This window comes from Luteibacter aegosomatissinici, assembly GCF_023078495.1.
Classification (GTDB): Bacteria; Pseudomonadota; Gammaproteobacteria; order Xanthomonadales; family Rhodanobacteraceae; genus Luteibacter; species Luteibacter aegosomatissinici.
This window is the reverse complement of the sequence record NZ_CP095742.1, coordinates 2,644,369-2,669,625: the sequence shown is the minus strand read 5'-3', so window position 1 is coordinate 2,669,625 and position 25,257 is coordinate 2,644,369. Positions and strand designations below refer to the sequence as shown.

Annotated in this window: 22 protein-coding genes; 7 read left to right on the top strand and 15 right to left on the bottom strand. The window is 63.9% G+C overall.

The window, feature by feature from the left end; translation table 11 throughout:
* Window positions 1–9: 9 nt before the first annotated feature.
* Window positions 10–1,125 carry a polysaccharide biosynthesis/export family protein gene (locus tag L2Y97_RS11995; protein WP_247426677.1) on the bottom strand — a complete coding sequence of 372 codons (1,116 nt, stop codon included), beginning with the start codon at window positions 1,123–1,125 and terminating at the stop codon, window positions 10–12.
* An 888-nt stretch (window positions 1,126–2,013) separates the two neighbouring features.
* On the opposite strand from L2Y97_RS11995, the gene L2Y97_RS11990 reads away from it, so the two are divergent.
* The 3 genes from L2Y97_RS11990 to L2Y97_RS11980 all read left to right on the top strand — a co-directional run bounded on the left by L2Y97_RS11990 (window position 2,014) and on the right by L2Y97_RS11980 (window position 5,697).
* Window positions 2,014–3,465 carry an undecaprenyl-phosphate glucose phosphotransferase gene (locus L2Y97_RS11990; protein ID WP_247426674.1) on the top strand — a complete coding sequence of 484 codons (1,452 nt, stop codon included), beginning with the start codon at window positions 2,014–2,016 and terminating at the stop codon, window positions 3,463–3,465.
* Window positions 3,466–3,538: 73 nt separating this feature from the next.
* Window positions 3,539–4,516, top strand: a complete 978-nt coding sequence (galE, locus tag L2Y97_RS11985; protein WP_247426671.1) for a UDP-glucose 4-epimerase GalE — start codon at window positions 3,539–3,541, stop codon at window positions 4,514–4,516.
* Window positions 4,516–5,697: an acyltransferase family protein gene (locus tag L2Y97_RS11980; protein WP_247426668.1), complete on the top strand. Its 1,182-nt coding sequence runs from the start codon at window positions 4,516–4,518 to the stop codon at window positions 5,695–5,697. The genes galE and L2Y97_RS11980 overlap by 1 nt, the downstream gene beginning before the upstream one ends.
* 2 nt (window positions 5,698–5,699) lie before the next feature.
* On the opposite strand, the gene L2Y97_RS11975 is transcribed toward L2Y97_RS11980, so the two are convergent.
* The 13 genes from L2Y97_RS11975 to L2Y97_RS11915 form a co-directional block, all read right to left on the bottom strand.
* Complete coding sequence (locus L2Y97_RS11975) at window positions 5,700–7,205, bottom strand: right-handed parallel beta-helix repeat-containing protein (RefSeq protein ID WP_247426665.1); 1,506 nt, start codon at window positions 7,203–7,205, stop codon at window positions 5,700–5,702.
* Window positions 7,206–7,224: 19 nt separating this feature from the next.
* Window positions 7,225–8,046 (bottom strand): glycosyltransferase family 2 protein, encoded by an 822-nt coding sequence (locus L2Y97_RS11970; RefSeq protein ID WP_247426663.1) that lies wholly within the window; start codon window positions 8,044–8,046, stop codon window positions 7,225–7,227.
* Window positions 8,043–8,555 carry a serine O-acetyltransferase gene (locus L2Y97_RS11965; protein ID WP_247426660.1) on the bottom strand — a complete coding sequence of 171 codons (513 nt, stop codon included), beginning with the start codon at window positions 8,553–8,555 and terminating at the stop codon, window positions 8,043–8,045. The genes L2Y97_RS11970 and L2Y97_RS11965 overlap by 4 nt, the downstream gene beginning before the upstream one ends.
* Window positions 8,545–9,750, bottom strand: a complete 1,206-nt coding sequence (locus L2Y97_RS11960) for an O-antigen ligase family protein (RefSeq protein WP_247426657.1) — start codon at window positions 9,748–9,750, stop codon at window positions 8,545–8,547. The genes L2Y97_RS11965 and L2Y97_RS11960 overlap by 11 nt, the downstream gene beginning before the upstream one ends.
* 23 nt (window positions 9,751–9,773) lie before the next feature.
* Window positions 9,774–10,646: a glycosyltransferase family 2 protein gene (locus L2Y97_RS11955; protein WP_247426655.1), complete on the bottom strand. Its 873-nt coding sequence runs from the start codon at window positions 10,644–10,646 to the stop codon at window positions 9,774–9,776.
* Between the two features lie 42 nt (window positions 10,647–10,688).
* The gene (locus tag L2Y97_RS11950; RefSeq protein WP_247426652.1) at window positions 10,689–12,113 is read right to left on the bottom strand and encodes an MOP flippase family protein; all 1,425 of its coding nucleotides are present in this window, start codon (window positions 12,111–12,113) and stop codon (window positions 10,689–10,691) included.
* Window positions 12,114–12,125: 12 nt separating this feature from the next.
* Window positions 12,126–13,358 (bottom strand): glycosyltransferase, encoded by a 1,233-nt coding sequence (locus L2Y97_RS11945; RefSeq protein ID WP_247426649.1) that lies wholly within the window; start codon window positions 13,356–13,358, stop codon window positions 12,126–12,128.
* Window positions 13,359–13,360: 2 nt separating this feature from the next.
* Entirely contained in the window at window positions 13,361–13,609 is a 249-nt protein-coding gene (locus tag L2Y97_RS11940; RefSeq protein ID WP_247426646.1) for a hypothetical protein, read from the bottom strand.
* Complete coding sequence (locus L2Y97_RS11935) at window positions 13,600–14,589, bottom strand: polysaccharide pyruvyl transferase family protein (RefSeq protein ID WP_247426644.1); 990 nt, start codon at window positions 14,587–14,589, stop codon at window positions 13,600–13,602. Before L2Y97_RS11935 ends, L2Y97_RS11940 begins: the two co-directional genes overlap by 10 nt.
* A gap of 2 nt (window positions 14,590–14,591) precedes the next feature.
* A complete protein-coding gene (locus tag L2Y97_RS11930; protein ID WP_247426641.1) occupies window positions 14,592–16,775 on the bottom strand; it encodes a polysaccharide biosynthesis tyrosine autokinase in 2,184 nt (727 codons plus the stop codon).
* Between the two features lie 591 nt (window positions 16,776–17,366).
* A complete protein-coding gene (locus L2Y97_RS11925; RefSeq protein WP_247426638.1) occupies window positions 17,367–18,383 on the bottom strand; it encodes an LLM class flavin-dependent oxidoreductase in 1,017 nt (338 codons plus the stop codon).
* Window positions 18,384–18,448: 65 nt separating this feature from the next.
* A complete protein-coding gene (locus L2Y97_RS11920) occupies window positions 18,449–19,117 on the bottom strand; it encodes an HD domain-containing protein (protein WP_247426636.1) in 669 nt (222 codons plus the stop codon).
* A 55-nt stretch (window positions 19,118–19,172) separates the two neighbouring features.
* Entirely contained in the window at window positions 19,173–19,955 is a 783-nt protein-coding gene (locus L2Y97_RS11915; RefSeq protein WP_247426633.1) for an alpha/beta fold hydrolase, read from the bottom strand.
* Between the two features lie 100 nt (window positions 19,956–20,055).
* Here L2Y97_RS11915 and L2Y97_RS11910 point away from each other — a divergent pair, with 100 nt between their 5' ends.
* Window positions 20,056–20,985, top strand: a complete 930-nt coding sequence (locus L2Y97_RS11910) for a LysR family transcriptional regulator (RefSeq protein ID WP_247426630.1) — start codon at window positions 20,056–20,058, stop codon at window positions 20,983–20,985.
* A gap of 70 nt (window positions 20,986–21,055) precedes the next feature.
* Entirely contained in the window at window positions 21,056–22,009 is a 954-nt protein-coding gene (locus L2Y97_RS11905; protein WP_247426628.1) for an NADP-dependent oxidoreductase, read from the top strand.
* On the opposite strand, the gene L2Y97_RS11900 is transcribed toward L2Y97_RS11905, so the two are convergent.
* Window positions 21,999–23,132, bottom strand: a complete 1,134-nt coding sequence (locus L2Y97_RS11900; RefSeq protein ID WP_247426625.1) for an FAD-dependent oxidoreductase — start codon at window positions 23,130–23,132, stop codon at window positions 21,999–22,001. The two genes, L2Y97_RS11905 and L2Y97_RS11900, sit on opposite strands and share 11 nt — an antisense overlap.
* A 68-nt stretch (window positions 23,133–23,200) precedes the next feature.
* Between L2Y97_RS11900 and L2Y97_RS11895 the strand changes: the two genes are divergently transcribed.
* A complete protein-coding gene (locus L2Y97_RS11895) occupies window positions 23,201–23,881 on the top strand; it encodes a TetR/AcrR family transcriptional regulator (RefSeq protein WP_247426623.1) in 681 nt (226 codons plus the stop codon).
* A gap of 75 nt (window positions 23,882–23,956) precedes the next feature.
* Window positions 23,957–25,237, top strand: coding sequence for a sensor domain-containing diguanylate cyclase (locus L2Y97_RS11890; protein WP_247426621.1), 1,281 nt, complete (start codon window positions 23,957–23,959; stop codon window positions 25,235–25,237).
* Window positions 25,238–25,257 lie beyond the last annotated feature (20 nt).

Below are 25,257 nucleotides of genomic sequence, written 5' to 3'. Positions count from 1 at the left end.
CTACCTCCGTTACAGCTGGCGGTCGCGATCAAGGCTGTACTGGGCGTTGGCTGCGTTGTTGATCAGGCCGGAAAGCGGAAGCAGCTGGCTGATGAAGCGGTTCCAGCGGGTGATGCCGGCCGGGCCGACGTAGATCACATCGCCGGGCTCGACGGGGAACTGGGCCGCGACCGCGAAAGCGGAGGGCGACGTGTTGTCGAGCTGATAGATGGTGGCCGGCGCTTTTTCCATGTTCTCCACGCCGCGAATCACGTACACGGATTTGCCGCTGGAGCTGGTCTGGTTGAGACCGCCCGAGCGGCCCAGTGCCTGGGTGAGGCTGAGGTCGGTGGTCTTGAACGAGATGGCCTGCGGGCGCAGGACCTCGCCCAGCACGTACACCTCGTGGTTATCGTTGTAGGGCAGGTACACGTTGTCACCGCCCTTGAGATAGATGTCCTGGCCGCCCTGCAGCGTATGCGAGAGGGCATCCAGGTTCAGGTGGTACTCGCGGTTATCACGACGTAGCACCACATTGGAAAGGTCGGCCAATTGCGCGTTCACCCCGGCGGAACCGACCGCCTGCGACAGGGTGAGCGGTGCCACCGTGATGTTCTGCGGAGCGGTGTTGGTGAACGCGCCGCCCATGGTCACGCGCTGGCTGGCGAAGCCCACGATGCTGATATCGACCTGCGGCTTGGCGATGTACTTGGTCAGGCGGTTGGATATTTCCGTACGCAGCTGTTCAATCGTCAGGCCATCGGCCTTGATCTGGCCCACGTAGGGATAGAACAGCGTGCCATCGGGCCGTACAAGGCGGCCATTGGCCGCTGTCTGCTGTTGGGAGCCCGCAGGGGAAGTGAGTTCCGGATGCTCCCAGACAGTGATGTAGAGCGAATCACCGGGCCCGATGTGGTAGTCATCGGGCTTGTAAGCGGTAAGTGCGGGATCCAGGCTGGCCGGCGAGGCTGATGCCTTATCCATCGCGATCAGCTTGGGCGTGATGGGGACGAGCTGATAACGCGCACCATCGGCGCTCTTCTTGTTATTCAGCTCGCCGGTATTCATATGCTGGCCGGGTGCCAGGACGCAGGCATGCAGGAGCAGGCAGCATCCGGCCAGACCCAGGGTCGGCAGGAACTTCATCGTGCGCGGATTCCTTGGATAAAACGACTGCCCGGAATCGGACGGCCCACTACTAAAACCGACCCAGCATTAACTGATCGGGAACATCGCGGACGTCTGGACGTCCATTCGCTAGGGTATGGCGCGATCAGTGCGTACCGCCTGTTCCACCGGTCCCGCCGGTACCACCTGTACCGCCGGTGCCACCCGTTCCACCCGTTCCATCATTGCCTGTGCCCGTTGCCGAATTCGCAGTTGCGCCGGTGGCGGCGGCCATTGCGGCGGTGCCCGCACCGACCCGAGTTGGTGCAACTGCACCTTGTGATGCTGAACGCGCCTGGTTCGGCGTCGCAACGCGTGCCGCTTGCGATGGCGAATTAGCGCCATTTGCGGCCTGTGGAGCGGCTTCGCTGGAAGCGCGTTGGGTCTGTGCCCACAACGGTGCGGCAACAGCCAGGATGGTGCATGCGATGAGCAGACGCTTCATGGCCTGGTCTCCTGTGGTGAATGAATTTCGCGATTTCAGAGGATGTGCGTCATACATGAACAACGTAATGCACGTTCATGAACGCCTGCGTGTGTCGAAACACGCGCGAACCATTCACCGCTATTGATGTGTCAACAAGCAAGTCATTCTGCTGAACGACAAAATTCAGCGAGTGTTTCTGTGAAACGTGTCAGGTTTTAGCACTCACACGATTGCTGCGGATTTCGTGGCGATGCAGCATCATCACATCGTCTCCGCTCCACAAGCGTAGTGAGCTAACTGAATCCGGTGCTCCGCGGATTCGGGCAATAGCGTGTTGGGTTGATACGGGCTTCGGGATGAAGCGACGACGGCCCTACAGGGGGCACGTACCTTGGCACCACGGCGTGGCTGGCGGTGCTTCTCGGCAGAAGGTACTTGTCATGCAACTGAAAAAAATCAACGCGTTAGTTGATCTGGAGCTTCGCGTCGGTGACTTGATGAGTGCAGTCACCGCGGCCCATGTGGCCTACCTGGCTCGCTTTAACGGCGAAGCCATGGACAAAACCTATGCTGCGGCCATGGTCATGCTTGTGATGCTCACCCTCGTGCTTTCCATGGGGTTGCGTGTCTACGAGCAGCCGCTTGGCGAACGTCCGGTCAGTCAATATTTGCGCATCGCAGCATCGTGGGCCGGATCGTTCATCGCGCTCATGGTGATGGGCTACTTGCTGAAAGTCGGCGACGTTTACTCGCGTGGGTGGGTGTTGCTGACGCTCCCGCTCGGTCTCGTCGGCTTTGCGCTGGTGAGACTGATTGCGCTTGTTGCGCTGCGTCGCCTGCGCAAGCGCGGTGAAGGTATCGCGCGCTGCCTCCTCGTGGGTGCGACCGATTCCGGTTTACACATGCTTGAGCAGGCGCGCGCAAATCCCGCGTTGGGCATGGATATCACCGGCTACGTCAAGACCAGCTACGACCACGGCGTGCCTGATGGCGTGCCGAAGGTTGGTTCCTTGCTCGAACTCGAAGACATCCTGTTGCGTGGCGAATGGGACGAGGTCCTTCTAGCGCTGCCGGTGAGCGCGAATCGCGCGATCACGTACGCCATGGACCGCATGGAGCAGCACGTGGTGACGGTGAAGTTTGTCCCTGACCTGCTTGGGCGCCAGCTGATCAATCACCAGATGGAAGACTGTGGTGGCGTGCCCATCGTGACCCTGCGTTCCAGTCCGCTCGAAGGGCACGCATGGCTGGTGAAGAACGTGGAGGACCGGCTGCTCGCTGCCGCCATCCTGTTCATGATCTCACCGATCATGGTGTTGCTTGCCATTGGCGTGAAGCTGTCCAGCCCGGGGCCCGTGCTCTATCGACAGCCGCGCGTGGGCCTGGACGGCAAGGAATTTGAAATGTTGAAGTTCCGCTCCATGCCGGTGGACATGGAGAAGAGCGGGAAGGTGGCGTGGGGCGGTGCGCAGAACAAGACCACCACCCGATTCGGCAAATTCATTCGCCAGACCAGCCTCGATGAACTGCCGCAGTTCCTGAACGTGCTCCGTGGCGACATGTCGATCGTGGGCCCCCGCCCTGAGCGCCCCATGTTTGTCGAACAGTTCAAGGGCGAGATCGACGGTTACATGCACAAGCACCTGGTGAAGGCTGGCATTACGGGTTGGGCGCAAGTGAACGGCTGGCGTGGCGATACCGATCTCACCCGCCGCATCGAGCACGATCTCTACTACATCAATCATTGGTCGCTGGCCTTCGATCTGCGGATCATCTTCCTGACGATCTTCAAGGGCTTCGTGCACAGCGAGAAGCAGACGTCATCGCGTACCGGCGCCGTTGCATCGGTGGCGACGACGGCGGATCCGCAGGTCGCGGAGGAAGCCCGGTAGCCACCAGGCATCGCTGGCCGCGCCCGCTGGGCGCGATCGCGCGCGAGCGCGCTCCTACAAGAAAGGTTGTTGCTTGAAGATTCTAATTTGCGGTGGTGCGGGGTACGTGGGCTCGCACATGGTCCGGTACGTGCTTGAGCGCGGGCACGAGGTGGTGGTCTACGACAACCTCTCCACGGGGCATCGGGAGTCCGTGCCCGCCGGCCATCCGTTCATCCACGGTGATATCGGTGACGCGGGGAAGCTCGCCCGTGTGTTCGCGGACCACCGCTTTGATGCGGTCATGCACTTCTGCGCACGCTCGCTGGTCGGCGAATCGGTGGTGGACCCTTATGCCTACTACGAGAACAACGTTGGCAACACTATCGCCTTGCTCGATGCCATGCGGCATGCGGGGGTCGATAAGCTTGTCTTCTCCTCCACGGCGGCAGTTTTTGGCCATCCGGTATCCGACACCATTGATGAGAGCCATCCGACGGCGCCCATCAATCCGTACGGCCAAAGCAAGCTCATGATCGAGCAGGTGCTGGCCGATGCGGCGAAGGCCTATGGCCTGCGTTCCGTGGCGCTGCGCTACTTCAATGCGGCGGGTGCCTCCGCTTGCGGCAGTATTGGCGAGGCGCATGACCCCGAGACGCACCTCATTCCCAATGTCCTGAAGGCGGTCCTGGGGCAGGGCAGTGGCCTGAAGGTGTTCGGTACCGACTACGACACCCGCGATGGCACCTGCGTTCGTGACTACGTGCACGTGAATGACCTGGCATCCGCGCATCTCCTCGCGATCGAGTACATGGGGATGCACGAGGGCGCATTCACGTTCAACCTGGGTAATGGCGAGGGGTTCACGGTGCGCGAGGTGATCGCCGCCGCGGAGAAGGTCACCGGCCGACCCGTGCCTCATGAATTCGCCGGGCGTCGGCCGGGTGATCCCGCCGTGCTGGTGGCATCGAGCGCGCAGGCGCGCGAGCAGCTTGGCTGGCGGCCCGCCATGGCCCGCATGGAAGATATCCTCGCCAGCGCCTGGAACTGGCATCTGGAACCCCGGTTCTGATGCAGGCCAAGCCCCGCCTACAGCTCGACTTCATCGATGCGCTCCGTGGCCTGGCCATCATCGCGGTGCTGGTGAGCCACGCGCAGCGCAATGTGGAGATCTACCAGGCCATGGGCCACCCGGCCACGATGTCACCATGGCTAAGCCGCTACGCGGAGCAGGGCGCGCGGGGCGTGCAGCTGTTCTTTGTTGTCAGCGCACTCACGCTGTTTCTTTCGGCAGGCAAGCGCCTGGGCGAGTCCGGCGAATGGTTGAACTTCTACATCCGGCGCCTCTTTCGCATTGCGCCCATGTTCTACGTTGCCTTCGGCGTGTATTGCCTGGCACCGTTCATCCTGAAGGGCCACGAGCTGCCAACACCTGGCACGATCCTGAGCACGCTGACCTTCACCAATGGTTGGAGCCCGGCGTGGCTGTTGGGTGCCAATGACGTGGTACCTGGCGGCTGGTCGATCGGCATGGAGATGTCCTTCTACATCGTGTTCCCGCTGGTGTTCCTGCTGGTTAAGGATCTGCCGCGCGCGTGGGTTGCGCTGTTGTTGTTCCTGCTGCTGGATGTCTTCCTTGGGCCAGTGCTGGTCGCCAACCCGCCGATCGCGGATGCTGATCTGTGGGAGAGGTTCGTCTTCGTCTGGCTGCCTAACCAGTTGCCGATCTTCCTGTTCGGCATCTGTGCGTACTTCGTCCTGTTTGGCGAATCAGGGGTGCTTACGCGTTTCTTCCACGCGGGTGACCGGCGGATGAATGCGGCGCTTTTTGTTGCGGCGTGTGCGGTCCTGCTCACGGTGCCGCAAGTCATTCAAGACAGCCGAGCCGTGTACCTCTACGGCGGTGCCTTCGCCCTGATCGCGCTGTGCCTGAACCGCCAGCCGTACCGCTGGCTGGTGAATCCGCTGGTATGCCACGTGGGCAAGATCAGCTTCAGCGGCTATCTGGTGCACTTTTTCATGCTGCAGGTCGCGCGCAAGGTGCTGGACAAGGTGCATGCGGGTTCGCGGCTCGGGCCCGATGCGTACTTCATAGCCACCGTAGTGGTGGCACTGGCTGGAACGGTCATCCTGGCGACACTTACCTACAGGCTGGTGGAAGTGCCCGGACAGGCATTGGGCAAGCGCCTGATCCAGTCGCTGGCGTCGCGCCGGGAGGCGGGTCGCCAGCAGCTTGAGAACGAGGCCGGTTGAGATCAGCCAGCGGTTAGCTGGCCGATAAGGTCAACGGCATTGGCCACGGGCTTGCCGTTGGCGAAGCAGGCTTTCACCAGCGTATTTACCTGGGCGAGCGTTGGCCGGTGGCTGCGGAAGCGCTCGAGCATGGCGTGCTCCGTGGATGCCGCCTGTGAGCCCGCCAGGCCTTTCTGATTGCTGGCGGTCGTCGCGACCATGCGGTTTTCGTTGAGCTTGGTGGCCTGGGCCACCTGCATGTCGATGCCGGGTTCTTGCGGAGATACGACGATATTGTCATGGATGTTCGTGCTGCTCGGCACACCCTTCCAGCTCGTCGCCTTGAAGACCGTCACCTCGGCGCCGGCGATCGGTTTCTCCGGGATGATGATGATGTTGTTGTAGATCTGGCTGCCGTCGACCGGGCCGGAGATACGCAGGCTCGCGCTATCCGTCTTGCGGAGGGCATCGTTGATGCTCACGTTGAAGCGAACGATGGTGCCGGTATTGCCAATGTCGCCGCCGCTGCGCCCGTCGTTACAGACCAGGGCCATCCCACCGACGTTATCGTGGCTGTAGTTGTACTGGATCACCGTGTTGCGGCAACGGAAGTCGGAATCGTAGGCCTGGCCATCCGCGAAAGCCTTGTGGTCGCTGACCTCGTTGTACTGGACGGTGGTGTTGTCGCAATCGAACGGCCAGATGCCCGCAGCGGCTTCCCCACGGGGCAGGGGGCCGCAGTGGCTCACGGTATTATGCTCCACCAACGCGCCGTCACAGCCCTTCACCAGGATGCAATCACCCGGCACGCCGCTCAACTGGTTTCCCCGCACCACCACGCCTTTCGCCAGGCCACCCTGCCGGTTACCGGCGCCCAGGAACAGGATGCCGTCGCGTTGGGTGTTATCCAGACGGTTATCGATGATGGCCAGGCTTTCGTACCGGGTCGGCTTGTCCTTGCCTTTGGCTTCAACAAGGATGCCGCTGCCACCGCCGTCCTTCTTCACCGGCACGCCATTCACATCGTGCACGTGCAGGTTCTTCAGGGTAATGCCATGGGCGACGCCATAATCCTGGTGGAACAGGTGTACTCCGGTGCGGCGTGGGGCGGGCTGGGGGCCTTGGTTGGAGATGTCGAGGTTTTGCAGCGTCCAGTACTCGACATTCTGCAAGCGCACCGTGGAGGGCGCCTTGCCGTCGGCGTGCAGGTGCGGTGGGGCGCCCTGGCCGTAGGCGTCTGCCACGATAGGTGCGCCGGCGCTACCGGAGCCTTTGGGGAGAAAGGCGCCCGGGTAGTCGCCGCCGCGTTTGAACAGGATATGGTCGCCTGGACCGAAGGTTTCCTTGTTGAGCCGATCCAGGCTGCGGAACGCTCGTGCCTCGCTGGTGCCGTCATGGGCATCATCTCCGCCGTTCGCATCGACGTACCAGGTGCGGCCGCGGTTGGCGGCCTGCACGCGGACCAGTGGAACCACCGACAAGGTGGCAAGGGCCAGCGTGGTGTGGCGAAGGAAGGTGCGGCGATGCATGGGCTGGCTCCGTGGGGATTTAGCGGCGCTCGCTCAGGGAGTAACGGTAGACGCCCCCATGCTTCTTCAGCATGTAGGCAAAGCCCGCGAGGTGCTTGATGGTGAGCTTCGAGAACTTGCGCGTGCGCCGCTTGTAGTCGTGGACGATCGAGATGCGCCGCGAGTAATAGTTGCGTAGGCCCATCTTGCGGGTCCGTACGCAAAACTCCGCGTCCTCGGGGCCGAAGAAGATCCGGTCGTCGTAGCCCATGAGCAGCGCAGCCGTCTTCTTGGTAAAGGTCTGGTTCGCGCCGAGCACGTAATCCACTTCCATGGGGTCGGCTTCGTTATCGAACACCGTATCGGTCATGAGGTGGCGGTCGAGTTCGCGCTGCACGAAGCCGAGCTTCCGGGTGGCTGCGATGCGCGCGGCGATCGGCTGGTAAAAGCGTGGGAATCGGCGCGTTGAGTCCTGGCGGGTGCGATCGACGTTGAGCAGCTCGAAGCCCACCACGCCGGCATCGGGGTGTGCCTTGAAGAACGTATCCACGACTGTACCGGGGTCGTCGGTCAGGAAGATGGTGTCGTTGTCCAGGGTCATGCAGTACTTGCCACGGGCCAGGAACAGGCCACGGTTGCGTGCAGGACCCACGCCAAGGTTCGTCTCCAGGGGGAAGTAGCGCACCTGCGGCAGCGTCGCGACGAACTCGGCGCTTCCATCCCTCGAGCCATTGTCGACGACGATCACTTCATCCTGGGTGAAATCGACCTTGTCGACCAGCGATAGCAGGCACCGCTCCAGGTTGGCCAGTTCGTTCCAGGTGATGATGATGATCGATAAGCGCTTCTCGGCCTCGCTCATGACGCAGCTCCTAAGGGATCGTGATTTTTAGGGGAAGAAGCGGGGGCGCTGTCGCGCAGGGACGACGGGGTGATGACGGCATTGGCCTTCACCACGTAGTTATCAGGTATGACCACGGGGCCGAAGATGCAGGCGCCGGTACCAATGGTGACGTTGTCACCGATGGTCGGCGTGCCGTCGCCCGGGAAGCGATTGCCGATGCAGACGCGGGCGTAGAGTGTGCAGTTCTTGCCGATGGTGGTCTTGCCGTTGATGATGACCCCGAACGCGTGGAAGATCACCAGGCCCGGGCCGATCGTGGCGGTGGTGGGCACGTAGCTCTTGAATACGAATTCCGCGACCTTCTCGAGCACACGCAGCGGCGTATGAAACACCGTGCCGCGGGCCCCGGCGATGAGGCGGTAGGTGAGGATCACCCAGAACGACTGGTCGAGCATCCACCAGATCATCCCGCGCCACCCAGGCAGCGACTTCAGGCGGCGGGCATCGGCCCGGAAGTCATTGAGCATGGGCGATCTCCGGCCGGGGTAGCGGGGCTTTGCTGCGTATCAGTTCGCGGCGCGCCTGGGCATGCGCGCGGCTTTCGACGGCCAGGCGTTGCTGCCGGACCTGTTGCCGCGCGTAGAACATGCCTACAAAGAACCAGAAATAGGCCTCGTAGCCGCTGAACTCGATGAAGGCCAGCATGAGATACAGCAGCAGGAACAGCTTCACGTTGCTGTTCTGGCCCTCGGTCTTCGAGAACAGGATGTGCGCGCACATCACCAGGAACAGCAGTGCCGACTGCAGGCCGCCTTCGAGGAAGAACTGCAGGTAGATGTTGTGGACGTTGTTTTCCACGAACTTAAGTCCCGAGATCTGCTCCATGATCGGCACGCCATTGCCGACGCCGTAGCCGAACAGGTTCTGTTTCAGGGCGATGCCCGCATTGCTCCACAGGGCCAGGCGGCCGACGTTCTTGTGTTCCAGCTGGGTCTCGGCCTGCAGGTTGAAGCGATCGAGCACAGGTACGTCGATCACCTGGGATAGCACCAGGCCGATGACCAGCACGACCATCGCAATGCAAAAGAAGGTGTAGAAGTAATAATGGCGCGTCTTTCGCATGCGCCATGCGGCGATGAAGATGGAGACGGCGGCACCGATCAGGCCCGCGCGCGAGAGCATGGTGGCACTGGTGAGAAACGCGATGCCCGCGGCAATCGGATAGGCACGCGTACCGATCAGCAGGATGGACAGCAGGGCCAGCAGGCTTGCCTCGATGTTGCGGCCGCCCGTGGACATGTAGAGCACGCTCGAGGCCGATTCACTGCGCGTATAGATCGAGCCCAGGGCATTGGCGTAGGCGATATCGCGCAAGATGATGAAGGTGATGCAGCAGCCGAGCATCCACACGAAGATACGGCGGAGTTCCACCTCAGCCAGCTTGTGGCCAAATACCAGGCCAAGGAAGTACGACGCCGCGACGAACACGATGAGGGTGGAACGAAGGCCGCCGCCATAGGTCGCCGCCGCCGCGAGCGATGTGGCCGTGAGCACGCCGATGAATGCCGTCGCAGGGTTGAGTTTCAGGTAGCGCGCGGCCGGCAGGTACAGCACCGGCATCATGAGCAGCAGCAGGTGGTACACATTCACGTGGGTCTTGCTGGCCGAGCTGTGCCCAAGCGGTATCTGCACGAAGATCATCGCCATGAGCGTGATCGCCATCGCCCGGGTCCGGTTGATGACCATCAGCCGAGTGCCACGCCGAAGAACTTGTGGATGAGCACCTTCACGGTCGACTTGTAACCGCCAAAGGAAAGATTGCGCGCGATCTCGGCCAGTGGCGGGCGTTCGCGGTTCATGACGAACTGAATATTTCGATGGTTACGCTGCTGGTCGGCACTCATCAGGGCGGCGTGCTTGGCGATGAAGCGCTCACTACCCTCCGCGCGCTTGGATGAATTGCGGATCCGCGCGCGGCTGCGGTCGTCGTCCACGAACGACAGCAGGTGGGGCGAGCGCACCGCCGTACCGTAGCGGGCCGCCAGGCGGATCCACATGTCGTAGTCCTGCCAGCTGGGCATGGCCTCGTCGAAGCCGCCGAGTTCGCGCATGCGTGATAGCTCGGTAAGGACCTGGTTGCCGGCGTGGTTGGCGTAGAGCTGGGCGGGAAGGGTCAGCTTGTCGGCTTTCGCCAGCTCAGCCGCGGAGTACACCCTGTCGCGCAGCATGGCCACCTGGTCTTCGCCCTGGAAGTAGCGAAAGCGGGTGCAGGCAAACGATGGTGCGTGGGTTTGGTAAAGGTCGACCAGGCACGCCACGCGCTGCGGGTGGAAGAAATCATCGTCATCGAGACCGGTGACGTAGGTGCCGCGGGCATGCTCGATGCAGCGGTTGCGCGCCCGGCAGGCGCCCTGCGGCGTGTCGTTGCGCAGGTAAGTGAACTTGCCGGGATGCCGCTCGATGTACCCGGCCATCACCTCGGGGGTATCGTCCTCGGAGGCCTCGTCGCACACCAGGATCTCGATTTCCGGGTAGCTTTGGGCGAGCACGGAATCGACGGCCCGGCGCAGGAGGGCGGAGCGGTTACGCGTGGGGATATAGACACTTACCAGCGCCATGGCGTGTTCGCTCCTGGGGTGGATGGGGTGCGCGTGCGCATCTCAGGCCCTCGCCGGCGTGGCATGCCGTGACAGCAGCAGGCCACGGTGCCGCCATGCCACCCAGCACAGGGGCGGCACGGCAAAGGCGAAGCGGACGGCACAAGCCTTCCAGTCGTCGGCGGGGTAAATAGCCACCGCGATCATCAGGAAGGCGTAGGGCACGACGGTCTCCAGCGTCCACGCGCTGAAGAAGTCGCGCGCGCTGATATCGATGATCTTTGAGGAGAAGAAGTAGTACGACAGGATGGTGGAAAGCACCTGGCTGAAGGCGAGGGCGACCGCCATCGTCTCCAGCGACCGGGACATGGCCCCGGCAACGCTGACGGCCAGCGTGATACCGCAGATCTTCAGGTTCCAGCCAAACTCGATGTCGGAGCGGCCCAGGCTCTGGCTCAATGCACCGATCAGCGAGCCCAGTGGCCGCAGCATCCCGAACAGCAGCATGAGGGGGATGAGCGCCGCCACGCCGTCGTAGCGGTGTCCGTACAGCACCGTCACGGCGAGCGGCGCCGACACGGCAAGCATGATGAACACCGCGGCGCTGAACAACGAAACGCCGCGTAGCCCCATAAGGTAGATGCGGCGCAGGGCGGCGGGGTCGCCCTGCAACGTGGCCAGGCGCGGCAAGGCCAGGCGCTGGGCCACCGGCATGATCAACTTGGTGGGCTGGAGCACCAGCTCCTTCGCCAGCGAGTACACGCCCAATGACGCCAGGCCCAGGAATTTGCCGAGCACGATCTGGTCGGCCTGGCTGCGCAGCTGGTTGATGACCTGTGAGCCGAGCTGGAACGCCCCGTAACGCAGTGCTTCGCCGATGATCCGGCGGTCGAACTCGCGGCCCGGGTGCCAGTCGCGATCGGCGGCGAACACGAACAGGGCCAGGCGTACGAAGCTGTTGACGATCATGGCGTACACCGCGGCCTCGATCGAAGCACCAAACGCCAGGACCATCACCACGACCGTCGCCAGGCCGGAAAGGCGGCCGATTACCTCGATACGCGCGAGACGGGGAATCTGGAACGCCTTGATCAGGCTGGCCTGGTATTGCGCAGCCAGCCCCAGCATCAGGAAGTTCAACGTGGACAGCCGAAGCAACTGGCCCAGCACGTCGGAATGGTAGAAATCCGCGATGACATACGACGAGGCGAACAGCACGGCTGACGAGAACACGCCAAGGCCGGCGCTGATCAGGAACAGGGAGGTGCGTTCGGGTTTGCTGATGTCCTGGCGATGGATGAGGTAGCTCGAGAGCCCCATGTCCTGCAGCAGCGTCGCGATAGCGTTCACCACGTTCACGATCGCGAGGGCACCTAATAGGTGGGCATCGACGTGGTGGGCCAGTAGTGCGATCTGCAGCAGCTGGCTGAGCGCGCTGATCACTGTGGATCCGGCGGTCCAGAGGGCATCACGGCGGACAGAAGCCATCGTGCGCCTCCGTCAAGCCAGCTGTGCCGCCAGCTGATCGTGCAGCTGCCGTTGGTTGAAGCGATTCTCGATGGTCTCGCGCGCGCAGCGGGCAATCTGGAGCAGGTCGTAGCTCCCACGCTGGATCGCGGCAAGCTTCTGCGCGAGGGCTTCGGCGTCACGTTCCGGCACGAGCCAGCCACTACGCCCATCCTCGATCAGCTCGGGGATGCCGCTGTGTAGGGTCGAAAGGCATGGGACGCCGGCTGCCATGGCTTCCATCAGCGACACGGGGATGCCCTCCTGATCGCCGTCGGCGGCGGTGACACTGGGCAGCGCAAACACATCCGCGCCGCGCAGGGCGGCTTGCACATGGGTCTTGTCGCGGCGTCCGCTGAGCTGGATGCGCCCGGCCAGGCCACGCGAGGCGACAAAAGCCTGCAGTTCAGCGTGCAGCGGACCGTCGCCGATGATCTCCAGGTCCACGGGCACGCCGTGCGCCGCGGCGAGCGCGACGGCCTCGCACAGGTAACGTACGCCCTTCTTTTCAACAAGGCGTGCCACGGTTACGACGCGGAGCGTGCGCTCGGGCGAGGAGCTGGGCCGCGTACGCGGCAGGAAGGGGAAGCTGTCGAGATCGACCCCCATGCGGTGCACCTGAATCTTCTCCGGCGCGCAGCCCAATGCTTCCAGCTTGTGCTGCCAGCGTTTGCTGATCGGCAGCATGCGGTCGCCCGCGGCGAACAGCCGCGGATAATCGTTCACGTGGCGGGCAAGCACGCTGTGCTGGGAGAGGTCGTAGCCATGGAACACCGTGTGGATGGGGCCGTCGATGAGGCCCAGGCTGCGCAGGTGCATGGCGAGGACGCCGGTCGGGCCGAAGTGCGCAATGATCGCGTCGGCCCTGATGGGCTCCCTGATCTTGCGAGCGGCGCCGGCGAGGGTGAGGCTGCGTGCCACGTGACCGTAGCGCTGCACGGACAAGGCGCGGCGCACGCGGCTCTGGCCCAGCGCAGGTCCGATCTGCCGGAGACGGTCGATCAGGACGCGCCAGTTACTGACCGCACTCGCCGCGCGGTCGAAGATGAACGTGGCGCGGTTCATCAGGTCATGCTGTGACACGATATCGCCAGGCGCCGGCGACGGTCCACGGCTTACGGCGAGGATGCGGACGTCGAAGCCCCGCTCCAGCAGGCCGATGATCTGGTCGATGACGAAGGTCTCCGAGTATCGGGGGAACTCGGGGAGCACGAACAGCACGGTCATGGTCAGGCCCCGATACCCAGCGTCGCCAGCACCGATTCCCGCGCGAAGGCCTTCTCGCGGGCCACGGCTGCGGCGATTCGCGGGCGCAGGGTCTCATCCTGCAAGAGGGTGAGGACCTTGGTCTTGAGCGTGCCATCCAGCAGCGATTTCACCGGCATGGAGAGCTCCGGTGTGCCAAGGCGTTTCATCACGCCCTCGCTCTTGTGTTCGTAGGCCAGCGCCACGGCGGGCGTGCCGAAATTCATGGACATGATGGCGCTGTGCAGCCGGTGCCGATCGTAAGGGCACTGCGGGCGAAGCGGTTGCCAAGCTCCACATCGTTGAGCTCGCCCATTTCCACATCCATCGCATCGGCGCGGCGCATGCGGTTGCGCACACGCAGCGCGATCATGCGGTCATCCTTCGGGTAGCCGTCGATCGCCGTGCACGTCGACAGCGCCTGCAGCCGATAGCCCGCGTCGGCCACCGCATCCAGTAGCTCGGCGAAGGCAGTCTCATAGGTGTCCTGGCTGATGCCAAGGCGCTTGTCGAACGGGGCCAGTTCACGGAACGTCACGGCGACACTAGGCTGGCCCGCGAGGGGTGTGGGTGCGCCGGTGGACACCAGCCATGCCGTATCAGCGGCAGCGCGCACCTTGTCCTGCGGCACCTGGCCATCGGCCATGTGCTTCAGGCTCACCTCTTCGCGCAGCGCCAGGGCATCGACGCGGGTCATGACGTCCTGCGAGATCTTGCGGAACAGCGGATGCTGGAACGGGCCGACGCTATGCCCGATAAGGAAGACGGGCTTCGCCGCCAGGAGCGCACAGACCACATGGTCGTATTGCGTGGGCCCGTAGAGGTCGACGAAGAACGAGCCACCCACCTGGATCACCAGGTCGTACGCCGCCAGTGACGCCATGTAATCCGTGTGCCGGCGGGGCAGGCGGATCAATCGTGACCACCACGTGCCAGTCAGGTGGCCGTGCAGAAGCCATGGGACGACACGGCGCAGCAGTTTTGCGCGGATCGACCCGAAGCGCTGCTTGCCTGCCTCGAGGTAGAACGCGTTGAGTACATCGGGCCGTAGCGTGCGGCCAAGCAGCCACGCGGAACTGGTCGGGAACCGGCTGATGATATCGATGTTGCTGCCGGGGATGGCGTCTTCCAGGCACTCCAGCAGGCCGCGCAGGATGGCCGCGTCGCCACGGTTGCCGCAGGTATGGTTCCCGACGATGAGGATGCGCGTCATGGTTACGTCGGCTCGGTCTGGTACTTGTAATAGGCGTACGCGGAGTAACCGGCGGTGCGGCGTTCCACGGCATTGAAGATGGCGCCCTTGAGCTCCACGCCGTTCTGTTCGAAGCGCTGCTGGGCCAATGCCAGTTCGCGGGCCTTGTTGAGCCCGAAGCGCGCGACGAGCAGGCTGGTGCCGACGTGGTGGCCGATGATGGCGGCATCGGTCACCGCAAGGATCGGCGGGGTATCGATGATGACCAGGTCGTACAGCGGCACCACGGTGTTGATGAAATCAGTGAAGTGCTGATGCATCAGCAATTCGGATGGATTCGGCGGGACACGGCCGCGGGTGATGAAATCCACGTTGGGCACGATGTCCTTCTGTACGACGGCGCCGAGCTCACGGGTGCCGACAAGAACGTCGGAGAGACCGTCACCGGCGCGGATGCCAAGGTGTTGGTGCAGCGTGCCGCGGCGCATGTCGCCATCGACCAGCAACACCTTTTGTCCGGCCTGGGCGATGACGGCAGCCAGGTTCGCGGAGACGAAGGTCTTGCCGGCGAACGGGCTGGCACCGGTGATCATGAGGATATTGTTCTTCGCCTCGAGCCGCGCGAAATGCAGGCTCGTACGCAGGCTGCGGAACGATTCCACGGCAAGGTCCGCGGGATCGGAGATCGCCAGGAGCTTCTTCCTTGCTGGGCGCTTTGAGCCGGAGATCACCGCGGACTGGCCACGGCTGAGCGGTACCGAGGCGTACACAGGCAAGCCGAGGTCTTCGATGACGGCAGGGTCCTCGACACCGCGGTTGAGGATCTGTTTGAGAAAGACGAAAGCGAGGGCGAGGAACCCGCCGAGGAACGTGGCGATAGCGACGACCAGGAGCTTGCGCGGCTGCACGGGCTGGTTGATATCAACCAGCGACGCATCGACGATGCGCACATTTCCTACGGTGCCGGCACGGGCGATATCCAGCTGTTGCGCCTGGTTGAGCAGGCTGGTGTAGGTATTCGAGCTGACCTGGACGTCGCGGCTCAGTTTCAGCAGCTCCTGCTGTGTGTCCGGCAGGTCGCCGACCTGCTTCTCCATCGCTGCCTTCTGCGCCTGCAGCGTCCCCATTTGTTGCTGCAACGCCTGGTAGGCCGGGTGGTCGTGTGTGAACCGGCGGTCGATATCGGCCTGCTGCATGTGCAGCTGCTGAATGCTGTTTTCCACGCCGACGATCTGGTCCAGCAGGCCCTTGGTCTGCATGCTGATATCGACGGCGTGCGATTTGGTCTGGAACGCGTTCATGGCCGCCTGGGCGCGGTCCAGGTCATTGCGAACCTTGGGTAGTTGGTCCTTGACGAATTGCAGCTGGCTGGCCGCCTCGGCCGAATTGCGTTCCACGTTCTGGCGCACGTAGGCCTTGGTCACGTGCTCCATCGTCTGCTGCGCGAGCACCGGGTCGGCATGGTTGTAGGTCAGGTCGATGATCCCCGAATCCGTGCCCTGTTCGAGTGCCGTGATATCGGTCTGCAACTTGTTGATGGTGGTGAGCACCGGTTGCTCAACTACATCGAAGCGCGTGCCCGGATTTGCGGTGAGCTGGCGGATCTGCACCGTGACATCGCCGGATTTCACGAGCTGGCCGACAGCGCCTTGCGCAATCGTCTTGCCGTTGTCGTCCAGCAGCGTGAATTGATGGTTCTCACCCGCACGCAACTCGAGCTTATGATTCATCAACCGGTCGGGCAGGTCGAGCTTGAAGATATCCACCAGCTCGCCGCCCCAGCCATAGCGGCTAAGGCCAAACCGGACAGGCCCGGGCTCACCGGGGTTGTGGCCCCGCGATAGATACTCGCCGATGACAGGGAGACGCTGTGGCGTCACCTGTACGTTCAGGCGTAATTCGTCCACGGCCTGGCCGATGACGAGTCGCGAGGTGATCAGTGCGATTTCGGTGGTGGCTTGGGATGCTGTGGTGCCGAGCGACTGTGTCAGGTCACTCAGCCCGGGCAGGGAAGGCGTTTTCTGCTCAACCTGCACCACTGACGTGGCCTGGTAGATAGGTGTGGCGAACACCGTGTAGAGCACGCCTATCGCAAAGAAGGCGCCCGTGACGATGACTATCACCCATTTGTGGTCCAGAAGCGTGCCGAACAGCGCGTTTAGGTCCAGGGTATCGTTGTCACGCGCCTGATCAGTTGAATTCATCATGCGTGGGCAGTTTGTCCCAAGGTGAAATGGCCGTCTGAACGGTTATAACGTGGTTTTGATGAACGACTCACTAAGCGCTCAGATCTCACGCGTGCGTTCGACATCAAATCGCAATATCAACACGCATCGCGATATGCACCGCAATGGGGAAAACCACTTGGATCAAGCACTCTGGGGAGCGTGAGAGTGTTGTAGGACAAATATCATCCCAACATGTCATCTCACCGTGCCGTACGTCGGAGCTTAGTTGCGGCGCGCTGTGTGCGGGTAGTTGCAGGCGCTCGTTATGCGACGCGCTTCAACAAAATACATATCCGTTGTCGGATATAAGCGGAATTCGTGAGCGTGTCGTGAATATCGTCGCGATATTCTGTCGACATTCACGTAACGTCTGAGCGTCGTGTTCATCGAGTGCGCTGCGCCGCACATAGGCACATATGTTGCCGTGACGACCTTCGCTGGCGTGGATTGTCGCAGTGCGCTAAGAGATTCTCAGGCCCGGCAGCCGTGATAAAACACGCGAGGCGGCCACCGGCGGTCTCGGGAAACGGGATCCTGCATCTAAGCCAAGCCAAGCCAGGCCAGGCCAGCTCAGCGCCAGCCGAGCGCCGGCGCCACATGCTTAAGGATTGATTCGAGCAGATGTACGTTGTAGTCGACGCCTAGCTGGTTTGGTACGGCGAGAAGCAACGTGTCGGCTTCCGCGATGGCCTGGTCGCTGGCGAGTTCGCTGACCAGGGTCTCCGGGTCGGCCGCATAGGTACGCCCGAATACCGCCTGCATGTTGTCGATGAAGCCGATCTGGTCGCTGCTCTTGCTGCGGCCGAAGTAGGCGCGGTCGGTGTCGTTCATGAGCGGAAAGATCGAGCGCAGCACCGAGACGCGCGGCTCGCGCGTGTGCCCGGCGTCGGCCCATGCGTCGCGGTAAGCGCGCATTTGCTTTGCCTGCTGTACATGCAGCGGTTCGTTGGTTTCGTTCGCCTTGAGCGTGGAGCTCTGCAGGTTCATGCCCATCTTTGCGGCCCATACGGCGGTGGCATTCGAGGCCGAGCCCCACCAGATGCGCTCGCGCAGGCCAGGCGGGTGAGGTTCCACCCGGAGCAGCCCGGGTGGATTCGGGAACATGGGATTCGGGTTTGGCTGCGCGAAGCCCTTGCCCTCGAGCAGCTCAAGGAACACTTCCGCGTGGCGGCGGCCCATGTCGGCATCGGTCTCGCCTTCCGCCGGGGCGTAGCCAAAGTGGCGCCACCCCTCGATCACCTGTTCGGGCGAGCCGCGACTGATGCCCAGCTGAAGCCTGCCGCCGCTGATGAGGTCGGCCGCACCGGCGGTCTCCAGCATGTAGTGCGGGTTCTCATAACGCATGTCGATCACGCCGGTACCGATCTCTATCCGCCGGGTCAAAGCACCGATCGCGGATAGCAGCGGGAAGGGCGAAGCGAGCTGGTTCGCGAAATGGTGCACACGAAAGTAGGCACCATCCGCACCGATTTCCTCGGCGGCCACCGCAAGGTCAATGGACTGGCGCAGCACATCCTCGGCCGACCGCGTGGCGGAATGCGGCGAGTCGGTCCAATGGCCGAATGAAAGGAAACCGATGCGCTTCATGGGCGAGCCTCTGTGCGGTCACGTGGAGGGCGTGACTTCAGCAGTGGCCATGATAGCGCCGCGGGCTAAGCGTCCGTCGGGGCGTGGGCATGCCGGGTTTCGAACACAGTGTTCTCCAGGAGGTCACAGCCGTTGGGTAATGCGAAACCCGGCACGTGGCGGTGGCCGATGTCCACCAGGCCGGTGCCGGCGGCGAGCAGGGGCTTCTTGCGTACCACGTCGGCCAACGCCGCCTGGAAGGCCGCCGGGAAGCCGTCGCGTGGATAGCGTTCCAGCGTTTCGTCGATGAGCTGTGGCGTGACTTCGTCGTAATAGAAGCCCAGTACATCCAGGTGCGCGCCCATGTGCACCAGGGCGATTTCGGGTGCGGTGTATTCGGCGATGCCGATGCTGGAATGGAAGGCAATGGCCTCCCATACCGTCTGCGCTTTCCTGTCGTCGTATCCATCAGCGACCAGGAGGCGCCGCGCCGCATCGGCACCATCCACTTCGAACCGCTTGTCAGCGGCATGGGCCTCGGTCAGGCCGAGGTCGTGCATGACGGCGGCGAGGTACACCAGTTCGCGGTCATAATTCAGACCGCGCTTGCGGCCGAGGAACTCGGCGAACCACCACGAGCGATGGACATGGTGGAGCATCTCGCGGTTGTGGACACGGGCGACCAGTTCGGCCGCCTTGCGGGTGTAGGCCGAATCAGGCGCGCTGATGCCGGCGATGGTGATGGGGGCTTGCATGGACTACTCCAGGATTGGGGTGCCGGCATCGGCGTTTCGACGTTTGTTGCGGCAATTACGTAGCGGGGCGCAGGGAAGCGGCGATCAGCGCCGCCACCTCGGCGGGTGCTTCAAGTGGCAACAGATGGCCGTGCCCGGGGAGCACCTTGAGTTCGGCATGGGGAAGGAGCGGCAGCAGGTTGGCTTTCAGCGTGTCGGTGGGATCGACCTTGTCGTCGCTGCCGGACAGCACCAGCGTCGGGACGTTGATGTGGGCGATAGCCTCGCTGATGTCCTCCTGGCTGATCGATAGCGGCCACGCGGCCTTTGCGGCGGGCGCACCGCCCAGGCTGTCGGCTACCACCTGTTCGTGGAGCCGCTCGGGCAGCGGCTGGGCCACGAGCATGTTCTCTAGCGCGCCCTCGATGCTTTCACGGCTGTCGTATACCGAGGCGAAGCCGGCAAGGACCTCCGCGGGAAGGGCGAGCGGCGTAGGCGTAGCGGGAGCGACGAGGACGAGGCGGCGCAGACCGGCGGGCTGCCGGGATGCGATGAGCTGGGCCACCTTGCCGCCCATGGAGTGGCCGACAAGGACGAAATCCGTGACGCCGCGGGCGGCCAGTATCGCCTGGACATCATCGGCATAGGCATGGAGCGTGTGGCCTTCCGCGGTGCGTTCCGACTGGCCCCAGCCGCGGAAATCCACGGCGATCGTGTGCTGGTCCGCGGGCAGGCCAGCGATCACGCCGGACCACGTGCGTGCCGAGCCGCCGTAGTAGTGAAGGAACACCAGCGTGGGGCCAAGGGAGCCCTTTTCGCTGGCGTGGATCAGCGGGCGTGATTCGGTCAGGGTTGTCATGGGGGTACCGGTCTGTGTGGAAGGTTCCCCTATGCTATGGACCGCATGCCGCTACGATTAGGGGCAGCTCGGGACCGACAGCCGGTCAGGAAAGGACGGAATGGACCGCTTGACTTGCATGGGTGTGTTTGAAGCCGCGGCGCGCACGGGCAGCATCGCGGGCGCGGCGCGGCTGTTTGCCATGACGCCGTCGCGGGCGAGTAAATACCTGGCGGCCCTGGAGGCGGAACTTGGTGTATCGCTGCTGCGGCGCTCGACCCGCCAGCTCGCATTGACGCCCGAGGGGGAGCGGTATCTGGAACGCTGCCGCCGCGTACTCGCCGAAGTGCGCGAGGCCGACGATGAGGCGCGCGCCCAGACCGACGCGATCAGCGGGACGCTTCGCGTGACGGCGCCGGTCACGTTTGGCGCTTTGCATCTTGGACCGGTGGTGGCTGCGTTCCTGCAAAAACATCCTGGTGTATCGCTGCAGATCCAGCTCGATGACCGTTACCGCGACCTGCGCAGCGATGCCGTGGACGTGGCGATCCGCATTGGTCGCCTCGCCAGTTCGTCGCTGGTGGCCCGGCGGCTCGGGGCGTGCCACATGGTGCTCTGCGCGGCGCCCTCGTTCCTGGCGAACCATGCGACAGTGCGAACCCCGGCGGATCTCGCCGGGCTACCCGTCCTGGCGTTCAGCGAAGCGGTGTCCCCCGCGGACTGGATGGTCCGGGATGCGGCCGGGGCGCTTCATCGAATCGAGGGGACCATGCGCCTTGCTGCGGATAACGTCCAGATGCTTGCCGCCGCGGCGGTCGCTGGCGCAGGCCTGGTGTTCGGTCCGACGTTCATTCTTGGCCCGCACATCCAGCGGGGCGAGCTGGTTCGTGTCCTGCCGGCGTACGAGGCCGATAGCCTGGATATCAGCGTGGTGTATTCCACGCGGGCATTCCTGCCGAGGACGGTGCGCGCGTTCGTCGATCACCTGGCCGGTTCACTGAAGGAGCCGTTCGCTTGGGGCGGCGCTGGCGTACAAGCCGCTAGCCGCTGAATTCGCGAACATCAGGTGACTTTCCCGTTCGCGAGGTAACGGCCATGTCAGGCAATGCGGAGACGGCAGCATGAAGGCGGCATGGATCGCGGATGCGGCGCGCGGTGATCTCTCCATCGTGGTGGGCGAAACCGCCGACCCGGATGCCGGTTCGCGCGGCCTCATCGTGGCGGTCGAGGCGGTGGGCCTGACGTTCGGCGAACCGCACTGGGTCACCAATGGTGCGGGCCCCTTGCCTGATGGCCGGCCAAGGCCCTTGCCCGTGATCATTGGCCACGAATTCGCCGGCCGCGTGGTCGATGCGGCGGCAGGCGATCACGACTTTACCGTGGGCGATCGTGTGTTCGGCCTCATCGATTTCTGGCGCAATGGGGCGGCGGCGGAACTGGCACACGTGCTGCCAAGCGAGATCGCGAGGGTCCCTGAGGGTATCAGTGCGGTCGATGCCGCGACCTTGCCTATTGGCGCGCTCACTGCCTGGCAAGGGTTGTTCGATCACGGCCACCTGCAGGCCGGGCAGACGGTGCTTATCCACGGTGGCGCCGGGGCCGTCGGCACGTTCGCCATCCAGATCGCGAAGGGGGCGAAGGCGCGCGTGATCGCCACGGCGCGTGGCGCCGAGTCTGTCGCATTGTGTCGCTCGCTGGGCGCCGATGTCGTGGTGGATACGGCCGCGGAGCGTTTCGAGGCGGTGGCGGGTGGTGTCGATCTGGTCTTCGATACCGTGGGCCGCGATCTGCTTGAGCGTAGCTGGGCTATCGTGCCCCGGGGCGGTACGCTGGTGACCATTTCGGGTGAGGCTGAAGATGCGCCATCCCCCGAGCGTGCACGTGAGCTTGGCGTTTCCGCCGCGTGGTTCATCGTTAGCCCGGATCCCGGGCAGCTGGCGCAGCTGGCCTCGTGGGTGCTCGATGGCCGGATCAGGGTGAAGCTTGATGCGGTGTATCCGCTGGACGACGCGCGGCGGGTGTTCCAGGAGGCCGCGGGCAGGGCGCACGCGGGCAAAACGGTGCTCAAGATCTAGCAAGTGCTGTATCGAACATGCCGACCAGGCTAGCGGGTGACGCCGGTCCGAACAGGGTGGCCAGCAGCGCCGCCGCATCGGTGGCTGCGGCGGCTGAGCGGTGGAACATGGTCTGCTCAAACGCCGTCAGCGCCGCTTCCACGTCGTGCGGACGTGCGGCGAGTGCCTGCCCCAGTTCGGCGCCATCGATCATCGCCAGGTTGGCCCCTTCGCCGGATGGCGGCATGAGGTGGGCGGCATCGCCAATCAGTGTTATGCCCGGCACGCGGTTCCACGTGTGGTTCGCGGGCAGGCTGTAGATGCGGCGCAGGATGGGTGCCGATGTGCCATCGGTGATCAAGGCGCGCAGCGGTGGCGCCCATCCTTCGAATTCGGCGGCGATCGTCGCGCGCGCCGCTCGCGCATCAGCGAAATCGATGGCGCGGAACCAGTCTTCAGAGCGCAGTAGTGCGATGTATGCATGCACTACGGCACCAGGTTCGCGATGCGCCATGATGCCCTTGCCTGGCGCAAGCGCAAACATGCCACCCGGGCCGACCGCTGCGGCGCTCGGGCCGTGACGGTCGTCGGCATCGTCAAGATAGGTTTCCACGAACGACACGCCGGCGTAGGTGGGCGTCTGGGGCGAGAGCAGTGGCCTGACTTTCGACCATGCGCCGTCGGCGCCGACCAGGAGATCGGCAACGACCGTGGTGCCGTCGCCGAACCGTAGCGTGTGCGGGCCGCCGCCGCTGGGCACGGCCTCGATCAACTTCATGCCCCAATGGATCGTGTCCCGCGGTAGGGAATCGATCAACATCTGGCGCAGCGCGCCGCGTGGGACTTCGGGCCGGCCGCCCGTACCGTCGTCATCGTTATGGAAGAGCAGGTTGCCGGTGGCGTCGAAAACGCGTGTGGCCTCGCCGCCGGGATGAATCAGGGTGACGAATTCGTCGTACAGGCCCGCCGCCTTGAGCGCCCGCTGGCCGTCGTGCTCGTGGATATCGAGCATGCCACCCTGCGCCCGTGCATCGGGCGATGCCTCGGCCTCGTACACCTTCGCGGCGATGCCGTTGACATGGAGCACGCGAGCGAGCACCAGGCCGCCGAGGCCGGCTCCGATGATGGCGATCGATGGGGTCATGAGGGCGATTACTGGAACAGCGTTCCATTCATCTTGGAACGACGTTCCAGTCCTGTCAAGATACGGGCATGCCGACCAAACCGAAAACACCCGTGCGCCGGAGTGAATCGCTCTCCCGCGAACGCATCGTCGAGGCCTCTATCGCGCTGTTGGATAGCCTGGGTGAGACGGGCCTGACCTTCCGCGCCTTGTCCGAGCGCCTTGCTACGGGCGCAGGCGCCATCTATTGGCACATCGCCGACAAGGACGATCTGCTGGTGGCGGCCAGCGATGCGACCATCGCGGGCGTGCTGGCGGCGAGCGCGGACGCCAGGTCGCCCGAGGCGAAGGTGCGCGCCATGGGATTGGCGTTGTTCGATGCCATCGACCGCCGTCCATGGCTCGGATCGGCCCTTGCGCGTGCGCCGGGGCAGCTGCCCGTCGTTCGTATCATGGAAGGGCTAGGGCAGCAGGTGATTGCCTTGGGTGTGCCACCGAGGGCCCGGTGGGCCACCACGAATGCGTTGTTGAGCTTCATCCTTGGCGTGGGCGGGCAGAATGCCGCCAACACGGCCTTCGCCACGACACGCGAGATCGACCGGGAGGCCTTCCTCGGGGAGATGGCAGGCACCTGGGCGGCCCTCGATGCCGAGGCGTTCCCGTTCACGCGCAGCATCGCTAGCCAGCTGCCGCGCCATGATGATCGCGCCGATTTCCTCGCTGGCTTGAATCTGTTGCTCGCCGGCATCCAGGCGCAGTGGCCTCGCTAAGCGGGAGGGTGGCTGGCGTAAGTGCCGTTACCACGGCATGCTCCCGCTCCGGGGAATCAAGCGCGGGGGTGCTGGATGTCAGATCACGGAGTGTCCGCGGAAGGCCCCGGGCGCGTCGCGCCGCCCGCTGGTGAGTCGCAGGATCTTGCGCTGCGCGATCGCCTCGCGGCGAGCGAGGATTTCCTTGATCGGATAGGCCAGGTTGCTGGCGTCGGTGGTTGGAAGCTGGACCTCGCGAGTGGCTCGCTCACCTGGACGGCGCAGACATGCCGTATTCACGACCTGCCGCCGGACCACCAGCCGACCCTGGACGAAGCCATCAGCTACTACGCGCCTGGCGCACGAGCCGTGCTCGAAGCGGCGGTGATGCGTGGCATTGAGCACGGCGAGGGCTGGGACCTCGAGCTGCCGCTCACCACGGCGACCGGCAGGCCCATCTGGGTTCGCGCGCAGGGCGCGGTGGAGCAGCGTGAAGGCAAGGCATCACGCCTGGTGGGTGCGCTGCAGGACATTACCGAGCGCCGCCGTGATATCGATGCGCTGATCGCCAGCGAACGCCGCTTCCGTAGCCTGTTTACCTACAGCCTGGGGTTGATCTGCACGCATGACCTCGCGGGCCGGCTGTTGACCGTGAACCCGGCGGCGTGCCGTTCGCTGGGCCTTGCCGCATCGGAGCTGATCGGGCGTTCGGTCGCCGAATTGATGCCTGCGGAGGATGCTGCCCGGGTACCGGCTTATCTTGCACGCATCCGCGCCCGTGGCGTCGACGCAGGACGCCTCCGTTTCCTGGCCGCGGATGGATCGGTGCGCGTGTGGCAATACCACAATGTCACCGATACGCTGGATGGTGAAGTGCAGGTGCTCGGCCATGCGCAGGACATTACCGATCAGGTCCAGCAGGAGGATCGCTGGCGTGAGTGGTCGCTTCGCGATGCGCTCACCGGATGCCATAACCGTCGGTATCTCGCCGCGTTCATGGATGAAGGTGGCCGTGAAGGCGTGTGGTCCTGCGTCACGCTCGACCTGGACAAGTTCAAGCTGATCAACGATACGCTAGGCCACCAGCGCGGCGACGAAGTGCTGGTCGGTATGGCGGAGTTCTTCCGTGAGCACGCACGGAAGAACGACAGGGTTATCCGCCTGGGCGGTGATGAGTTTCTGGTGTTGCAGCCGGGTGGCCAACTGGCCGATGCCCAGCGCATGGCGAGTGGGCTTGAGGCAGCGGCGGCATCCGCGCCGTGCGGCTTTACCGCCGGCGTGGCCGAACACGTCCCTGGCCGCACGGTCGAGGCGACGCTCGCCGATGCGGACAAGGCCCTCTATGCAATCCGCAAGGTGCGTCGCGGCCTGGGCTAAGCCAATGCAGCCAGGTCGCG